The sequence below is a fragment of the Streptomyces sp. NPDC005151 genome, assembly GCF_053599875.1.
In genome coordinates this window covers 1-14,211 of record NZ_JBSFYR010000137.1, presented here as the reverse complement: position 1 = coordinate 14,211, position 14,211 = coordinate 1, and the positions used below count along the sequence as shown (strand labels likewise).

At 70.0% G+C, this 14,211-nt stretch carries 10 protein-coding genes and 1 pseudogene; 4 read left to right on the top strand and 7 right to left on the bottom strand.

Features of this window, described 5'->3' with window-relative positions; all coding sequences use genetic code 11:
* Positions 1-299: 299 nt before the first annotated feature.
* Positions 300-4,529: a S8 family serine peptidase gene (locus tag ACWD6R_RS37330; RefSeq protein WP_451822813.1), complete on the bottom strand. Its 4,230-nt coding sequence runs from the start codon at positions 4,527-4,529 to the stop codon at positions 300-302.
* A 91-nt stretch (positions 4,530-4,620) separates the two neighbouring features.
* On the opposite strand from ACWD6R_RS37330, the gene ACWD6R_RS37325 reads away from it, so the two are divergent.
* Entirely contained in the window at positions 4,621-5,583 is a 963-nt protein-coding gene (locus ACWD6R_RS37325) for a helix-turn-helix domain-containing protein (protein WP_406415483.1), read from the top strand.
* A gap of 424 nt (positions 5,584-6,007) precedes the next feature.
* Here ACWD6R_RS37325 and ACWD6R_RS37320 read toward each other — a convergent pair whose 3' ends face one another.
* The 3 genes and pseudogenes from ACWD6R_RS37320 to ACWD6R_RS37310 all read right to left on the bottom strand — a co-directional run bounded on the left by ACWD6R_RS37320 (position 6,008) and on the right by ACWD6R_RS37310 (position 7,787).
* Positions 6,008-6,874 (bottom strand): RNA polymerase sigma-70 factor, encoded by an 867-nt coding sequence (locus tag ACWD6R_RS37320; RefSeq protein ID WP_451822812.1) that lies wholly within the window; start codon positions 6,872-6,874, stop codon positions 6,008-6,010.
* Between the two features lie 28 nt (positions 6,875-6,902).
* Positions 6,903-7,199, bottom strand: a pseudogene (locus ACWD6R_RS37315) (carboxymuconolactone decarboxylase family protein); the annotation flags it as partial.
* A 132-nt stretch (positions 7,200-7,331) separates the two neighbouring features.
* Positions 7,332-7,787 (bottom strand): MarR family winged helix-turn-helix transcriptional regulator, encoded by a 456-nt coding sequence (locus ACWD6R_RS37310; RefSeq protein WP_451822811.1) that lies wholly within the window; start codon positions 7,785-7,787, stop codon positions 7,332-7,334.
* A 157-nt stretch (positions 7,788-7,944) separates the two neighbouring features.
* Between ACWD6R_RS37310 and ACWD6R_RS37305 the strand changes: the two genes are divergently transcribed.
* Positions 7,945-9,402 carry an MFS transporter gene (locus ACWD6R_RS37305; RefSeq protein ID WP_451822810.1) on the top strand — a complete coding sequence of 486 codons (1,458 nt, stop codon included), beginning with the start codon at positions 7,945-7,947 and terminating at the stop codon, positions 9,400-9,402.
* 188 nt (positions 9,403-9,590) lie between these two features.
* Here ACWD6R_RS37305 and ACWD6R_RS37300 read toward each other — a convergent pair whose 3' ends face one another.
* Positions 9,591-10,733 (bottom strand): site-2 protease family protein, encoded by a 1,143-nt coding sequence (locus tag ACWD6R_RS37300; RefSeq protein WP_451822809.1) that lies wholly within the window; start codon positions 10,731-10,733, stop codon positions 9,591-9,593.
* Between the two features lie 308 nt (positions 10,734-11,041).
* Here ACWD6R_RS37300 and cpt point away from each other — a divergent pair, with 308 nt between their 5' ends.
* On the top strand, positions 11,042-11,572 hold the full coding sequence (cpt, locus tag ACWD6R_RS37295; RefSeq protein ID WP_451822814.1) for a chloramphenicol phosphotransferase CPT: 531 nt from the start codon (positions 11,042-11,044) through the stop codon (positions 11,570-11,572).
* Between the two features lie 336 nt (positions 11,573-11,908).
* Here cpt and ACWD6R_RS37290 read toward each other — a convergent pair whose 3' ends face one another.
* Positions 11,909-12,316, bottom strand: coding sequence for a DUF2795 domain-containing protein (locus ACWD6R_RS37290; RefSeq protein ID WP_451822808.1), 408 nt, complete (start codon positions 12,314-12,316; stop codon positions 11,909-11,911).
* Between the two features lie 628 nt (positions 12,317-12,944).
* Between ACWD6R_RS37290 and ACWD6R_RS37285 the strand changes: the two genes are divergently transcribed.
* Positions 12,945-13,247, top strand: coding sequence for a hypothetical protein (locus tag ACWD6R_RS37285; protein WP_451822807.1), 303 nt, complete (start codon positions 12,945-12,947; stop codon positions 13,245-13,247).
* A gap of 145 nt (positions 13,248-13,392) precedes the next feature.
* Here the strand turns inward: ACWD6R_RS37285 and ACWD6R_RS37280 are convergent, their stop codons facing one another.
* Entirely contained in the window at positions 13,393-13,641 is a 249-nt protein-coding gene (locus tag ACWD6R_RS37280; protein WP_451822806.1) for a transposase, read from the bottom strand.
* Positions 13,642-14,211: the final 570 nt, after the last annotated feature.

Below are 14,211 nucleotides of genomic sequence, written 5' to 3'. Positions count from 1 at the left end.
GCCGAGTACGAAGCCACCTACTACCTCCAGAACCAGCCAAAACCGCTGGTCACAGCCACAACTTAGAGTCTCTACCGAACCCGGAACGATTCACTTCTGCGCGCGCCGGAAACGGACTACACCAAGGCCTTGCTGGCCGCAGTACCCCACCCGGGCTGGAAGCCGCACCGAAACCGCCGCTGAAGCGCCCGCGCTGGGCGACCCGGCCGTCGTGGTCGTTGCGCTGATCCACCGGCCGCGTCAACGCGCGGACCGGGCGCCCGGACAGAGGTTCCGTCCGGGCGCCCGGTCCGTAGTGATCAGTGGCGCAGGTTGAGACGGTGCACGCCGCCGTCGACGGTGCCGACGTAGAGCGTGCGGCCGTCGGGGCTCGCGGCCAGTTTGGTGGTGTCGGTGTTCTGCAGGCCGGTTGAGATGTTGTGCCAGCTCAGACCGTGGTCGGTGCTGCGCAGTACGCCGCGGCCGCCTTGCAGGAGGCCGCTGGCCCCGGAGCTGGTGGTGGCCGCGTAGAGCGTGTCCTCGACCCGGAGCAGGTCGGAGACATGGATCGCGAGAGCGCCGGTGTCCGCGGTGCGGAAGGTCCGGCCGCCGTCGGTGCTGACGCGGACGCTCTCGCCGCCGACGACGAGACGCCGTCCGTCGAGGTCGATCGCGGTCACCGGGCCGTCGGCGACTTTGGTGACGGTCACCCCGCCGTCGTCAGACCGGTAGAGACCGGCGGTGTTGCCGAGCCACAGGCGCAGCGGATTCGCGGGGTCGCCCGCGATGGTGTCGAAGGAGCGCTCGTGGTAGAGGTTCTTCCACGTCGCGCCGCCGTCGCTGGTGGCGAACAGCCCCTGGCCCAGAAGGCTTCGGAAGCTGACCATGACCCGGTTCGGGTCGGCGGGGTGGACCAGGAGCGCCGTCGGCACCTCCGCCGAACTGCCCCTCTCCTCCCAGGTGGCACCGCCGTCGCCGCTGCGCTCGACGGTGAATGAGCCGAACGCGGTGCGCCGCACCTTCCAGATCACCTTCGGATCCTTGGCCGACACGGCAAGTTGCGGGACGGTGACGCCCCTCATGCCCTCGCCGCCCGACTGGCCCCACTCCGGGCTCGCGACGGGAAGGGCGGTGCGGTAGACCGCGCTGTCGGTGGCGGCGAGCAGATGGCCGTCACTGACAGCGAGATCGTTGACGGTCAGTCCCTGGACGCCGATCCGCCGATATCCGGTGCCGTCCGCGGCACCCCGGTAGAGACCGTCCTGCTCGCTGGAGACGGTGACGGAACCGTCGGCCCAACGGTCGTAGTCCATCGGTACCGCTGCGCGCGACGGCGCGGCGACCGTGGTCCACGTCTGCCCGTGGTCGCGGCTGAGACGGCCGCTGCCGGACAGCGTGCTCAGGTACAGGTCGTCACCCGAGATGGTCAGGCGGAGGCCGCCGCTCGTCATGGACAGCAGGGTGGTCCAGGTCTCCCCGCCGTCACGGGAACCGACAACTCCCCGGCCCGGGACATACACCGCCACGACCGAGGAGTCGGCGGCCAGCCCGCCGACGGTCTTGCCGGACGGGTCGAAGAGCAGGCGTGCCTCGCCGGGGTTGCCCGAGCCGATGCCGGAGCGGGCCCAGACGCCGTGATACGTCGTCATATAGAGGGTGTCACCGGTGACGACGGCGGCGGTGATGCCGCCGGTGACGCCGGTCGGATACGTCGTCCAGTGGTCGCCCGTATCCGTGCTGACCAGCAGTGCGTCCGAGGTGACCGCGACCAGGGTGCGGGTCCGTTCATCGGCGGCGAGCGCCGCGATGCGGGTGTCCGGGACGTCGAGCGTGCGCCAGGTCCGCCCGTTGTCATCGGTGCGCAGGATGGCGCCCCGGCGACTGCCGTCGTGAACGCTGTTCACGGCGTACCACCAGCGGTCGGGATTCTTCGCGTCCACCACGAGCGGACCCGTGCCGTCCGCGACAGGCAGTCGTCCCAACTGGCGCCAGGAGGCGCCATTGTCGGTGGTCAGCCAGGGAGCCGCCTTCTTGTACTGGGTGAGGACGGCCTGCTTCGGCCGGCTCGGCGAGAGGGCGATGGAGCCGGCCTGGCCGTTGGGACCTACCGGCTTCCAGCGGTTCCTGCGGCTGTCGACCGGGGTGACCTCGAAGGCGCCGGCGCCGGTGAGCCGCTGCCCGGTGCCGGCGGTGCCGCGTACCGAGACCCGGTAGGCGCCGGCCACGCTGCCGGTCACCTCGGCCCGGTAGTAGCCGTTGGCGGGATCGAGCGTGGAAGTGACGTCGACGGCCTTGCCGCGAGGCGGGGTGACGGTGACGACCGGCGGTGCGGCCAGCCGGGTCGGCGGGGCGATGTGCACGGTCGAGTGACCGTCGCTCGGGTCGGGCGCGGCCTGGACGGCCAGATACCGGACGGCGAGCAGGTAGGGCACCCCGATCGCCGGTCCCCGGTCGGGAGTCGCCGTGAGACGGCCGCTGATCTCGGTGTCGGCCGCCGGTCGGGCGACGCGCAGCGAGACCGTGACGGTCGCGGTCCCCCCGGCCGGTACGGTGACCCGCTTCGCCGAGACCGTGGCCGGACCGTCGGTCCGCAGCGAGGTCGCGACCGGCCGCTTGCCGGAGTTGCGCAGCGTCACCTTCGCGATTCCGCCGACATGACGCCGGGACAGATCGGCGAGTCCGAACGACACCGACGCCGGCGAGGCGCTGACCGTGGCCGAGGCAGCCGCGGCCACATCGAGCCGGCCCGAGCCCTGCGTCGTGGGCCCGCTGCCGCTCAGCGGCTTCGCGGTGCCGACCAGCGCGGCCTTGATCGCGGCAGGCGCCCGGCCGGGATGCAGCTGGCGCAGCAGGGCCGCAGCGCCGGCGACGTGCGGGGTCGCCATCGATGTGCCCGACATGCGGTACTCGCCGGGCCCGTACAGTGCCTTGGGCACGGTGGAGCGGATCTCCACGCCCGGTGCGACCAGATCGGGCTTCAAACCGAAGCCCGGTGCGGGACCGCGTGAGGAGAACGAGGCGATCCGGTCGGTGGTGTCGGTGCCGCGCAGCGTCACCGAGACCTTCCCGGCGGCGAGTCGGGCGCTCAACTCCGTGTACTGGGTCGAGTCGATGCCCATGACCACCAGGTGGTCCATGCGCAGCGAGTCGCCGGAGGCGTCGATCCGCGCGGACGGGGACGGCACCTGGGCCACTCCCGGCTCAGGGTTCACCTCCGGCGGCCGGACCTCTCCCGGTGCTCCGGCGACGAACACCGGACCGTCGTTGGAGGACCGGCCGGCCAGCACGGCGATCGCGCCGCGCTTCTCCGCCTCCTTCGCCCACTCCACGGCGCTCGCCGTCAGGTACTGGGCGTCGGAGGCGATGAGCATCTCGGCCCGTACGATCTTTCCGCGTACGTCGCCGACCCGCTTCCAGTCCTCGGCGGTGCCCTCGCCGACATCGACCAGCGGCGCCGTGACGGGGTGCTCCGGCGGATTCGCGGACAGGATGCCGCGGTAGGTCTGGATCAACTCGGGTTTCTTGCCGGCCAGATAGGCGCTGGGCAGCCGCAGATTGCTAGTCGACGCGCCGACCGCGACCACGCCGTCGGCCGTTGCGGGGCTGCTGACCGTACCCGTGCCCGGTCCGTCGTTGCCGGCCGCGGCCACCACGACCACACCGGCTTGTACGGCCGCGGTCGCGGCGCGGCCCAGCGGGTCGGTGCCGTCGCCGGGGCCGCCGAGGCTCATGTTGATGACATCGGCGCGGTGCGGGTTGGCCGGATCGGAGGCCGCCTCGATTCCGGCGATGATGTCCGACGTGTAGCCGGAGCCGTCGTCGTCCATCACCTTGTAGGCCAGCAGATTTGCGCCGGGCGCCACGCCGGTGACGCCGCCCTTCTCGGCCGCCTTGCCCGCGATGATGCCGGCGACGTGGGTGCCGTGGCCGTTGTCGTCCATCGGGTCCTCGTCACCGTTGACGAAGTCGTGCCCGCCGACGACCTTGTGTCCCTTGCCGAGTCCGCCGCCCAGGTCGGGGTGGGTGTAGTCCACGCCGCTGTCCAGGATCGCGACGGTGGTCCCCTTGCCGGTGACGCGGCTTCCGGCCGGGTCCTTGCGCTGCCAGACGCCGGGTGCGCCGATCAGCGGCACGCTCACGTCCGTCTTCGTCAGCACCCGGGTGTCGGGGCGGACGGCGGTGACGCCCGGCAGCGAGGACAGCCGCCCCACCTCGGACGCGGGCACCGTCATTGCCACGGCATCGATGAGCAGACCCAGTTTGCGGGTCGCCGAAGGGTGCAGCCCGGCGCTCTTCGTCGAGCCGAGGAACGTCTCCTGCCGCGCGTCGAGCGCGCGGCGGGCGGCGCCGACGCCGTGGGCGGCCTCGGCGGACAGCAGCGATCCACCGGGCGCGGCGGTGACCGCTGGGTTCCCGGACAGTTCGACGAGCACTCGTTGCGACGGGTCGGGCGTGGACGCGTTGGCGGCACCCGGTGTCACCGCCAACGTGCCGGCGAGAACAACGGCGGCGAGGGCGGCATGACGCGATCTTCGTGACTTCATTGCCATGCGTAAAGGTCCTAGTGGTGAAGGCACTTGCCGCACAACTGATCTCCGTGGCCCATTGCTGCCGCTGGCACAATTGGGCCACCATCCGTCCATGACTCCCGAGACACCGCAACTCACGGCGGCAGGCATCGATCCGTTCGACGAGAGCGTCTACCGCGCCGTCCTGACCCGGCGGACGGCGGCGCCTGCCGAACTCACCGCGGATCTCGACTGTTCGGCCGAGCGCGTCGCCAGGGCGCTGGACCGGCTCCGCGACCACGGGCTGGTCGGCCGGCTCGCCGGCTCCCGCCGCCGGTACGCCGCGATCGAGCCTGGCGCCGCCGTCGAGGCGCTGGTGCGGGCCAGAAGCAATGAGCTGGAGCGGGTCCGTTCGGCGGCCGACGAGCTGTCCCGGCTGTTCGCCGCCGCGCGCACCGGCGCGACCTATGAGGACGAGGTGGAGATCACCACCGGCAGCGAGGCGCTCGGCCGCTGGTTCGTCCGTCTTCAGCAGGAGGCCCACGAGGACGTGATGACCCTGGACCGGCCGCCGTACGCCCTGACCACCTCCAACCCGGTGGAGGCGACGGCGCTCGGCCGCGGCGTACGGTACCGCGCGGTCTACGCCCCCGAGGCCCTGGAATGGCCGGGCGTCCTCGACGACGTCCGCGAGCTGGTCCGGCACGGCGAACAGGCCCGCGTCCTGCCCGGCCTGGGCATCAAACTCGCCATCGCCGACCGCAAGCTCGCCCTGATGCCCCTCTCCCTCGACCTCAACGACGTCCGCGCCGCGGTGATCCGCCCGTCCACCCTGCTCGATGCCCTCACCGGCTACTGGGAAATGTGCTGGAAGCAGGCCCTGCCCCTCAACGCCCCCGCCGAGGACCCCCTCGGCGAGGAGGACCGACTCGTCCTCACCCTCCTGGTCAGCGGCCTCAAGGACGAGGCGATAGCCCGCCAGCTCGGCTGGTCCGTCCGCACCATGCGCCGCCGCATCAGCCGCCTGCACGACCTCCTCGGCGCCGCCAACCGCTTCCAGGCCGGAGTGATCGCGGCCCGCCGCGGCTGGTTGTGAGACAGCACGCCGGCAGCAGGTGGGGCGGCAATGAGTGAACCGCCCCGGGTTCGCTAGGGACTTGATCATTTGAGAGGATCGAGTCATGGCACGTCCTTCCCCCTACCCTCTTGAGCTGCGCAAACGAGCGGTCCACATGGTCGCCGAGGTGCGTCCGGACTACGACACCGGGTGGTCGGCGATGAAGGCCGTCGCCGCCAGGCTGGGGATCGGGACGACCGAGACGCTGCGCAAGTGGGTCCGGCAGGACCAGGTCGACTCCGGCGACCGGCCCGTCAGACGCCCGAGATCATCCCGTGGCGGGTTTCTGGCGTATCTGGGTCATGCACATTCCGGTTGGCCCTCCTACGGTGCCGGTGACAGACGTCGGTCCGGGCGGTCGGCGACCGCCCGGACCACTCATGACATCTGCCGTACGACCGGCCTACCTGGCGAGTTCGGCCAGTTCGTCGAGGCGCGTCAGCTTGTGCGGGTTGCGCACCACGTAGATCCGGGTGACCCGCCCGTCCGCCACTTCGAGGCTCACCGCGGCCGGAGCGCCGTCGAACTCGATCCGGCCCGCGGGTGCGCCGTTGAGCCATACGGCCGCGGTCTCCAGCGCATCCACCACCCGGTTGGCGCGGGCGAGGATCGGCGCCACCGCGTCGGCCCCGTGGATCGGCTCCAGAGCGGCGGCGACCAGCCCGCCTCCGTCGGCGACCAGGACGACGTCCGGGGCCATGACCTCCAGCAGTTCCTGGAGCTTGCCGGTGCGCAGCGCCGCCAGGAACCGCTCCACCACGGCCTGCTGCTCCGACCTGCTGACCTGCACCCGCGGCCGCCGGGCCGCCACGTGCTCGCGTGCCCGGCGGGCGATCTGCCGCACGGCGGCCTGGGACTTCCCGATGGCCTCGGCGATCTCCCCGTACGGCATGTCGAACACCTCGTGGAGGACGAACACCGCCCGCTCGGTCGGCCCGAGTGTCTCCAGCACGGTGAGCATCGCGATCGAGACGCTCTCCGCGAGTTCGACGTCCTCGGCGACGTCGGGGCTGGTCAGCAGCGGCTCCGGCAGCCACTCGCCCACGTAGTCCTCGCGGCTGCGCGACAGGCTGCGCAGCCGGTTGAGGGACTGGCGGGTGACGGCCCGGACGAGATACGCCCGGGGCTCACGCACCTGGGACCGGTCGACGTCTGCCCACCGCAGCCAGGTCTCCTGGAGCACGTCCTCCGCGTCGGTGGCGGAGCCGAGCATCTCGTAGGCGACGGTGAAGAGCAGGCTGCGGTGGACGACGAACGGGTCATCGGTCATGACGTCATGAGTCTCACGAGTCATGCCGTCAGGCAACAGCGGACGTCTGGGGACGCTTGGCCAGCGGGATCTGACAGGCCTCGGAGTAGCCCTGCGAGGTGATCCCGTGCGCCGTGTTGACCCGGGTGGACAGGTTGGCGAAGCCGATGAACACGGTGAGCTCGACCAGCCCCGCCGGGCCGAGCTGGTTGAGCAGGCTCGCCGACAGCTCGTCGGTGACGGTCGTCGGCGTGTTCGTCATGGCCGCGGCGTACTCCATCACCTCACGCTCCAGCGGGGTGAACGCATCGGAGTCCCACCAGTTCGGCACCTGGCTCGGCGTGGCCGCTCGGGAGTGCGCCGGCTGTGGCATGCCGGTCACTGACCGGCACCCGCACTGGCCGGGCGTGTGAGTCAGCGTGGAGAACGAGTCCGGGCCGTCCTGCGACCGCTCACGAAGGCGCCTGCGCTGACCGTCTCACGGCCGCGGCCAGGGCCTGCCGTCCAGGCGCTCGATGTCGGTGTTGAAGCGCTTGAGGTAGTCGGCGAAGGCGGCGATGTCCTCGTCGGACCAGTCGGCCATGATCTGTTCCAGGGTGTGGACGGTGCCCTCGCGCTCCTCGTCGAGACGCTGCTCGCCTTCCGCGGTGATACGGAACTTGCGCGCCATGCCGCCGTCGGGGTCCGGGATGCGCTCGACGAGCCCGGCGCGCATGGCGGCCGCGGTCTGCCGGTTCAGGGTGGACGCGTCGAGGCCGAAGGCGTCACCGAGCTGACCGATGGACATCGGGCCTTGCACCCGGATGCGGCTGAGCAGGATGTACGCGCTGCGCTCCAGGGTGCTGCCCTTGCGCCGCCCCTTCGACTTGTGCAGGTGAAGGTAGCGGCTCTGCAGCATCTGCTCGTACTCCACCTGGCGCGTGGCCCTGTTCATCGGATCTCCTCGACGGTCCCGTGCATGCCGGACGGCGCATGCGATGTCGCAATGATCCTGCCCCATGCATGATACATGCCACATGGTTGATACATGAGATGTGTATGATGCACATTTTCTTCCAATCTCGAATGTCGAACACGTAGAGGAGCCCTTCATGGACGGCCCCCAGCCGACCTTGCGATCGGGCGGCGTCGTCGCCACGCTCGCGCTGGCCGGCACTGTCGCCGCGATTATGCAGACCCTGGTGACGCCGCTGATCGCGGATCTGCCGCAGATCCTGCACACCACGTCCTCCAATGCCACGTGGGTGATCACCGTCACGCTCCTGTCGGCAGCGGTCTGCGTCCCCGTCGCCGGCCGCCTCGGCGACCTGCTGGGTAAGCGCAAGATGCTGCTCGCCTCCTGTGTGCCGCTGATCGCGGGCTCGGTGGTGTGCGCCCTGACCTCGTCCGTCGGCATGATGATCGTCGGGCGCGGTCTGCAGGGCATGGGCATGGGCGTGGTGCCGCTCGGCATCAGCCTGCTGCGTGACCTGCTGCCGGCCGAAAAGCTCAGCTCTTCCATTGCACTGGTGAGCGCCTCCATGGGCATCGGCGGCGGCCTCGGCCTGCCGATCGCCGCCGGAGTCGCGGAGTACACGAGCTGGCGGGCACTGTTCTGGGGGTCGGCCGTCCTCGCCGCGCTGATCGCCGTGATGATCTGGTCCTTCATTCCCAACGTACCGGCCGCGGCGAAGGGGCAGCGCTTCGACCTGGCCGGCGCGCTCGGTCTCGGCGTGGGCCTGGTCTGTCTGCTGCTCGCGATCTCCAAGGGTGCGGACTGGGGCTGGGGCTCGGGCAGCACGCTCGGCCTTCTCGCCGCCGCGGTCGTGGTCCTGCTGGTCTGGGGTTTCTGGGAGCTGCGCACCCGCGACCCGCTGATCGACCTGCGCACCACCGCCCGCCCCCGGGTGCTGCTCACCAACGCCGCCTCGATCCTGATCGGCGTCGGCATGTACGCGCAGATGCTGATCGTGCCGCAGCTGCTGCAGTTCCCCGAGGCGACCGGCTACGGCCTCGGCCAGTCGATGCTGGCGATGGGCCTGTGGATGGCACCCGCCGGCCTCGTCATGATGGTCGTCTCGCCGTTCGGCGGGAAGCTGACCAACGCGCGCGGCCCGAAGCTCACCCTCGTCTCCGGTTCCCTCGTCATCGCGGCCGGCTATGGCCTGTCGATGGCGCTGATGGGCTCGACCTGGGGCCTGCTGATCGTCACCGTCGTGATCAGCGGTGGCGTCGGGCTCGCGTACGGCGCGATGCCCGCGCTGATCATGAGTGCGGTCCCGATGTCCGAGACGGCCGCCGCGAACGGCTTCAACACGCTGATGCGCTCGCTCGGCACCTCGATCGGCGCCGCGGTGATCGGTGTCGTCCTCTCGCAGATGACGGTCACCATGGGCGGCTTCACGTTCGCCTCCGAGGACGGCTTCCGCGTCGGCCTGATGATCGGCGGCGGCGTCGCGCTCTTGGCAGCCGCGGTGGCCACGGCCATCCCGGGCGTTGCCCATTTCGCCGCTGCACAGGACGGTGAGGCGGGGAACGCCGTTACCGCCGAGCCCGCTGTCAAGGCCTGACGGAGGCGCATCGGCAGGGGCCGTCCGCTCCGGGACGTCGGTGTCCCGGAGCGGACGCGTGCCCACTCACCGTTCGGGGCACGGCGTCGAACTCCCCGTTCAGCAGCCCGGGATGCAACTGCACGTCGAACGTGTTGAACGCCATCCCGTTTCTTCGCGGGTCCCGATTCGGCAGGCCGTGCCGGAAGTCATCCGTCGGGAGTCGGAGTAGCACCATCCGGGCCCGCTGTGTGCCGCTGGGCGACTCGGTCGATGTCGTGGGCGGTGACGATCCCGTCGAGTCGGCCGCTGTCCGTGACCAGGATGGGCAGTCCGCCGCCCGAGCCGAGGCGGTCCAGGACCCCGGTGAGGAGCTCGTCCGGTGTTGCGAGCGTGCACTGCGACAGCGGGGTCGCCACTTCCCGTATGCGCAGCGTCTCCCGCTGCTGGGACGGCACGGCACGGAGTCGGCGCAGCCGTACGACGCCGCTGGGACGGCCTTCGAAGTCCACCAATGGCAGGACCGAATGACCCGCCTGTGCGGCCACGTCGGACAGGAAACGGTTCACCGTCAGCCAGTCCGGACCGGTGGCGGCCGGACTGGTCATCGCCTCCCTCACGCGTACGCCGCGCAGGACCGTGCGGAGCTCGGCCCACCGTCGTTCGGCCCCGGCGGTGAGCGCCACGAACCAGCCGATGACTATCAGCCACAACCCACCCGGCACCCCCCTCACAAAAGCCAGCCACCCGACCACGGCGAGACCCATGCCGAGGACCTGTCCGCTGCGCCCGGCCACCCGCCGGGCCCGGTCCTCGTCACCCGTACACGTCCACAGCACGGCCTGCAGGACCCGGCCCCCGTCCAAGGGTGCGGCGGGAAGCAGATTAAAGACGCCCAGCAGCAGGTTCGTGCCGCCCAGCCACGCCAGCACAACAGCTGGTATCCGCCAGCCCCCGGCCCCGGCCCCGGCCGCGGCCCCCAGTGCGGCCCCGCCGAGCACCAGGCTGGCCAGCGGCCCGCTCACGGCGACCGCGAGCGCCGCCCGTGCCGTCGCAGGCCGCTGCATCCGGGTTATTCCACCCAGCGCCCACAACGTAATGTCCTGCACGGGGATCGCGGACCTGCGGGCCGTGAGCGCGTGCGCCACCTCGTGCACCACCAGACTCACCAGCAACAGCAGAGCACCGATAACTCCAGCCACCGCGTACACCACCGACGCCAGGCCCGGCGCGTACGCAGGCAGTGTGCGGCTGCCCAGACCGTACGCGAAGAGCAGCATGATCAGCGGCACGCTCCAATGCGCACGCAGCTCCAGCCCCCGCACACTGCCGATTCGGATCGAACCCTTCATTGCGATCACCCGCAGACGGAACAGGACGCACGGCCGCCGACCGGAGTCCGTCCCCTTCCATGGTCCGTCAGCCGCCCCAGCGACCGGAACCACTCAACGACCTGGCGTCGGCGTGATGCCGCCTTGTACCGGCCATAAGTTCTCAGCAGGAAGCCCCAAGACGGAGGTCACCGTGATCCCGGGGATTCTTCGCGGTTTCATCTCCCTGGTGCTGTGACCGGGAAGGTTCACCGGGTTGTGGCCGGCGGTGCGGCGTTCGCTGAAATCCGTTTCGAGCGTTGTTGCGGTGCCGCTACTGTGGCGCGGTGATGACTCAGGTGATCTTTCTCAATGGTGGTTCCAGCTCGGGGAAGTCCGGGATCGTGCGGTGTCTGCAGGCGGTCCTGCCGGGCCCGTGGCTGGCCTTCGGGGTCGACACGCTGGTTGAGGCGATGCCCGCGTCCATGCGGGCATCGGATGCCGGGATCGAGTTCGCTCCAGACGGCGAGGTGATCGTCGGGCCGGAGTTCCGGACTCTGGAAGCAGCCTGGATCGAGGGAGTCGCCGCGATGGCCCGTGCGGGCGCCCGGGTCATCATCGATGAGGTCTTCCTCGGCGGCGCGGACTCACAGCAGCGATGGCAGAAGGCTCTGGACGAACTGCGGGTGCTGTGGGTCGGCGTCCGGTGCGAAAGTGTGATTGCCGCAGGCCGTGAGATCGCACGAGGAGATCGGGTCACCGGGATGGCCGTGTCCCAGGCCGATGTGGTCCACCGGGGCATGGTCTACGACCTGGAGGTGGACACCGCGCATGCCGAGTCGATGGAGTGCGCACGGACCATCGCCGCACATGTCAGGTAAGCGACGGCTCGGTTGTCTGCCGCTGTGACCGCAGCGTCGAGACGGATTGCGTCGACCGCGGAGTACCCGTTCGCACGATCCGCAGCAGGCTCGGCCAGGCCAGGAGCAAGCTGCCCCGTTTCCTCCGAGCGGTGGGCACGGGACATCGAGCTGCTGGGTGGGCAGTGCCGAAGCCGCCGACGGGGAGTTCCGGCGCATCCAGGCGTTGAGGCGCACGAAGCGCCCAGGGGCCGTGGTCGGTCTGCCCGCTCGTTGGCGAGGGCCGGTTCCCACCGCTGGGGTGGAGGCGGCACATCGAAGCGTGGACGGGGCCAACGATGCGACGATTCCCCGTTGTCAGGCGTGGGGCTGGTGGCCCAGTGCCCGGACGATCTGCCCCGCGTTTTTGTAGCGCTCGCCGCCGGGCAGTTCACGCACCGCATCGACCAGAGTGTCCGGAGCGTGCTCCTTCGACAAGGTCTGCACGAGTGACGAACGGTCGCCCGGGAAGGCCGTGCGATTCAGGTGGCGCGCCAGATCGGACCTCAGGGCTTCGGCCGCCCTCTCGGCACGTATCCGGTCCCTTTCCTTGCCGGGTGGGGGGACGGGGCCACCCGCGTCCACTCGCACGTCGTCGTCGGCTGCCGGCTCGGGATCGTAGGTCTCGTCGGCATGGGTGGGGTGGCCGGACCTCAGATAGCCCTGCAGTTCATGCTTCCTCGCATCGTCCTTGTGCGGGCTGACCTGGTTGCTTCCTCGCTCCATGGTGGAACACCTTCTCTGTGTGCGGTGATGCTGCCGGACGGTCAGCCGACGGACAGGGCTTCGACAGGTCCTCAACGGCCGGATCGGGCAGCGCCCGGGCGGGCCGGGCCTGAAGTTCACGAGCGGCTGGTGGCCGCTTCCTCAACCATCGAGGTATCGACACACCAGCCGGCGCGCCTCACCGACCGCCTCTTCCGGACGGTTCACGGAGTGCTCCTGCACGCTGCTCCGGTCCTGCGTGTACTGCTGACGGGCAGTCGAGGCCAGGGCATCAGATCGAGGTCGTCGTGCCCTTGCTCGCGGGCGCGCAGATCGCGCTCTGCCGCCCCCTTGTGCCGGCTCGGCCGGTCGCCGTGTGAGGGCCGGGATGGCTTCGGCGGTTTGGTCATGTCCTGGCCTCGCTGTCCAGAGTTCGTGCTCAGGCGGCTCTCTGCACACCTTTTGAGGGTAGTCGAAATCACCCATCTGCGCGTATGGAGCCACTCGTGGCGTTTTGCACCCCTTCTCCCTCGGGAGCCGTATCTCAACCGAACGCGATCGCTTGATTCTTGCTGGTAGGGCATGGTTTCGCTCGGGGTGAGGGAGAGTTTCGACGTTCTGGTTCCGCTTGGTCGGTGAGGGGTGCGCGGTGGCGTCGATGCTGGGATTGCGGGAGGAGCGAGAGGCGGCTGCCCGGGTGCGGGTGGAGGGTTTGCGAGAGGAAGCCGCGCGGGTTGCCGAGATGGTGGAGACAGCTGAGATCGAGCTGGACCGGCGGGTGATCGCGCGGGAGGAGCTCGTCGAGGCGTTGGCCGCCTCCGCTGCCGAGACCACCGCCGTGACCGGGGCGGAGACGGAATCGGTGCCCGTGTCCGTGCCCGTGCCGTTGCCGGGGACGACGGTGCCGCCCTGGCGGGAAGGGCTGCCCGCGACGGTTCTCGCGATGGACTAGCAGCGGATTCTGGGGGTGTTGGTGGGCCGGCCGGGCCAGGGCCCGGTGCGGGCCAAGGAGATCACGGTGGTGCTCGGGCTGGAGCCGACGCCGGCGAAGGTGGAGGGGGTACGGTCGATGGCGAGGCGCCTGACGGCCCTCGCGTTCAGGGACCTGTCCGCGCAGCCGGTCGTGGAACTCCGCGATCAGCTCGTGCTCGCGCCAGCGCATGGACCCGGACCCAGGCGGGAAAGTCCGCGGGCATCGCCCGCCAGGAGATCCCGCCCGCGACCAGGTAGCGGATCGCGTCCAGCATCTGACGGTGGCAGTAGCCCTCGGGCTGCCCGCCCTTCCCCTCCAGCCAGGCCGGCACCGGCAACAACGGGCGCACAGCCGCCCACTCCGCGTCCGTCATGTCCGAGGGATACCGGCGTACCCGGTTCGGATGATCAGCCGCGTTCCCGTACATGTGCGCGAGGCAATCGCACGACACGACGGCCGAGTTGAACTCCAACGACGTGAGCGAGTACAACAACGACACCAGGGCCTCCCGGTCTTGCTCGGTTCGATTCGCATCTCCGAGCTACCGAGAGGCCCTGCCTTCATGCCCACACCACCAGAAAATCACCCGATCAGGAACTTTGTTCGACCCTCACACTCCAAGGTCGGTCGAGAAACGGCTTCTGAGCCTGGCCGACTACGACGAGGCCAGCTCGGCCAAGAAGTACACCTCGGCGACCGCCTGCTGATAAGCCAGGTGTCATCAGCACGACTGTGAGCGCGGGGCGGCCGTGTAGCGGCCGTCCCGCAGCACGTATAAGAGAGAAGGCGCTAAGTGGTGGCGGAGCCGGCGGTATGGGCGCGCGAGGTCAGTAAGTCGTTTCTCATGGGGGGCGGTTTCCACTGATCGTTGCGAATCAGCGGTAGGCGAGTTCCTTTGACCAGCGTCTCATGGCCTCGGCGGGGGTGCGGTCGCCCAGGACGC

Coding starts and splice junctions, on each gene's coding strand:
- ACWD6R_RS37290 (WP_451822808.1), bottom strand. CDS start 12,316: ATGGAGCGAGGAAGCAACCAGGTCAGCCCGCACAAGGACGATGCGAGG.
- ACWD6R_RS37300 (WP_451822809.1), bottom strand. CDS start 10,733: ATGAAGGGTTCGATCCGAATCGGCAGTGTGCGGGGGCTGGAGCTGCGT.
- ACWD6R_RS37305 (WP_451822810.1), top strand. CDS start 7,945: ATGGACGGCCCCCAGCCGACCTTGCGATCGGGCGGCGTCGTCGCCACG.
- ACWD6R_RS37280 (WP_451822806.1), bottom strand. CDS start 13,641: ATGACGGACGCGGAGTGGGCGGCTGTGCGCCCGTTGTTGCCGGTGCCG.
- cpt (WP_451822814.1), top strand. CDS start 11,042: ATGACTCAGGTGATCTTTCTCAATGGTGGTTCCAGCTCGGGGAAGTCC.
- ACWD6R_RS37310 (WP_451822811.1), bottom strand. CDS start 7,787: ATGAACAGGGCCACGCGCCAGGTGGAGTACGAGCAGATGCTGCAGAGC.
- ACWD6R_RS37330 (WP_451822813.1), bottom strand. CDS start 4,529: ATGGCAATGAAGTCACGAAGATCGCGTCATGCCGCCCTCGCCGCCGTT.
- ACWD6R_RS37325 (WP_406415483.1), top strand. CDS start 4,621: ATGACTCCCGAGACACCGCAACTCACGGCGGCAGGCATCGATCCGTTC.
- ACWD6R_RS37320 (WP_451822812.1), bottom strand. CDS start 6,874: ATGACCGATGACCCGTTCGTCGTCCACCGCAGCCTGCTCTTCACCGTC.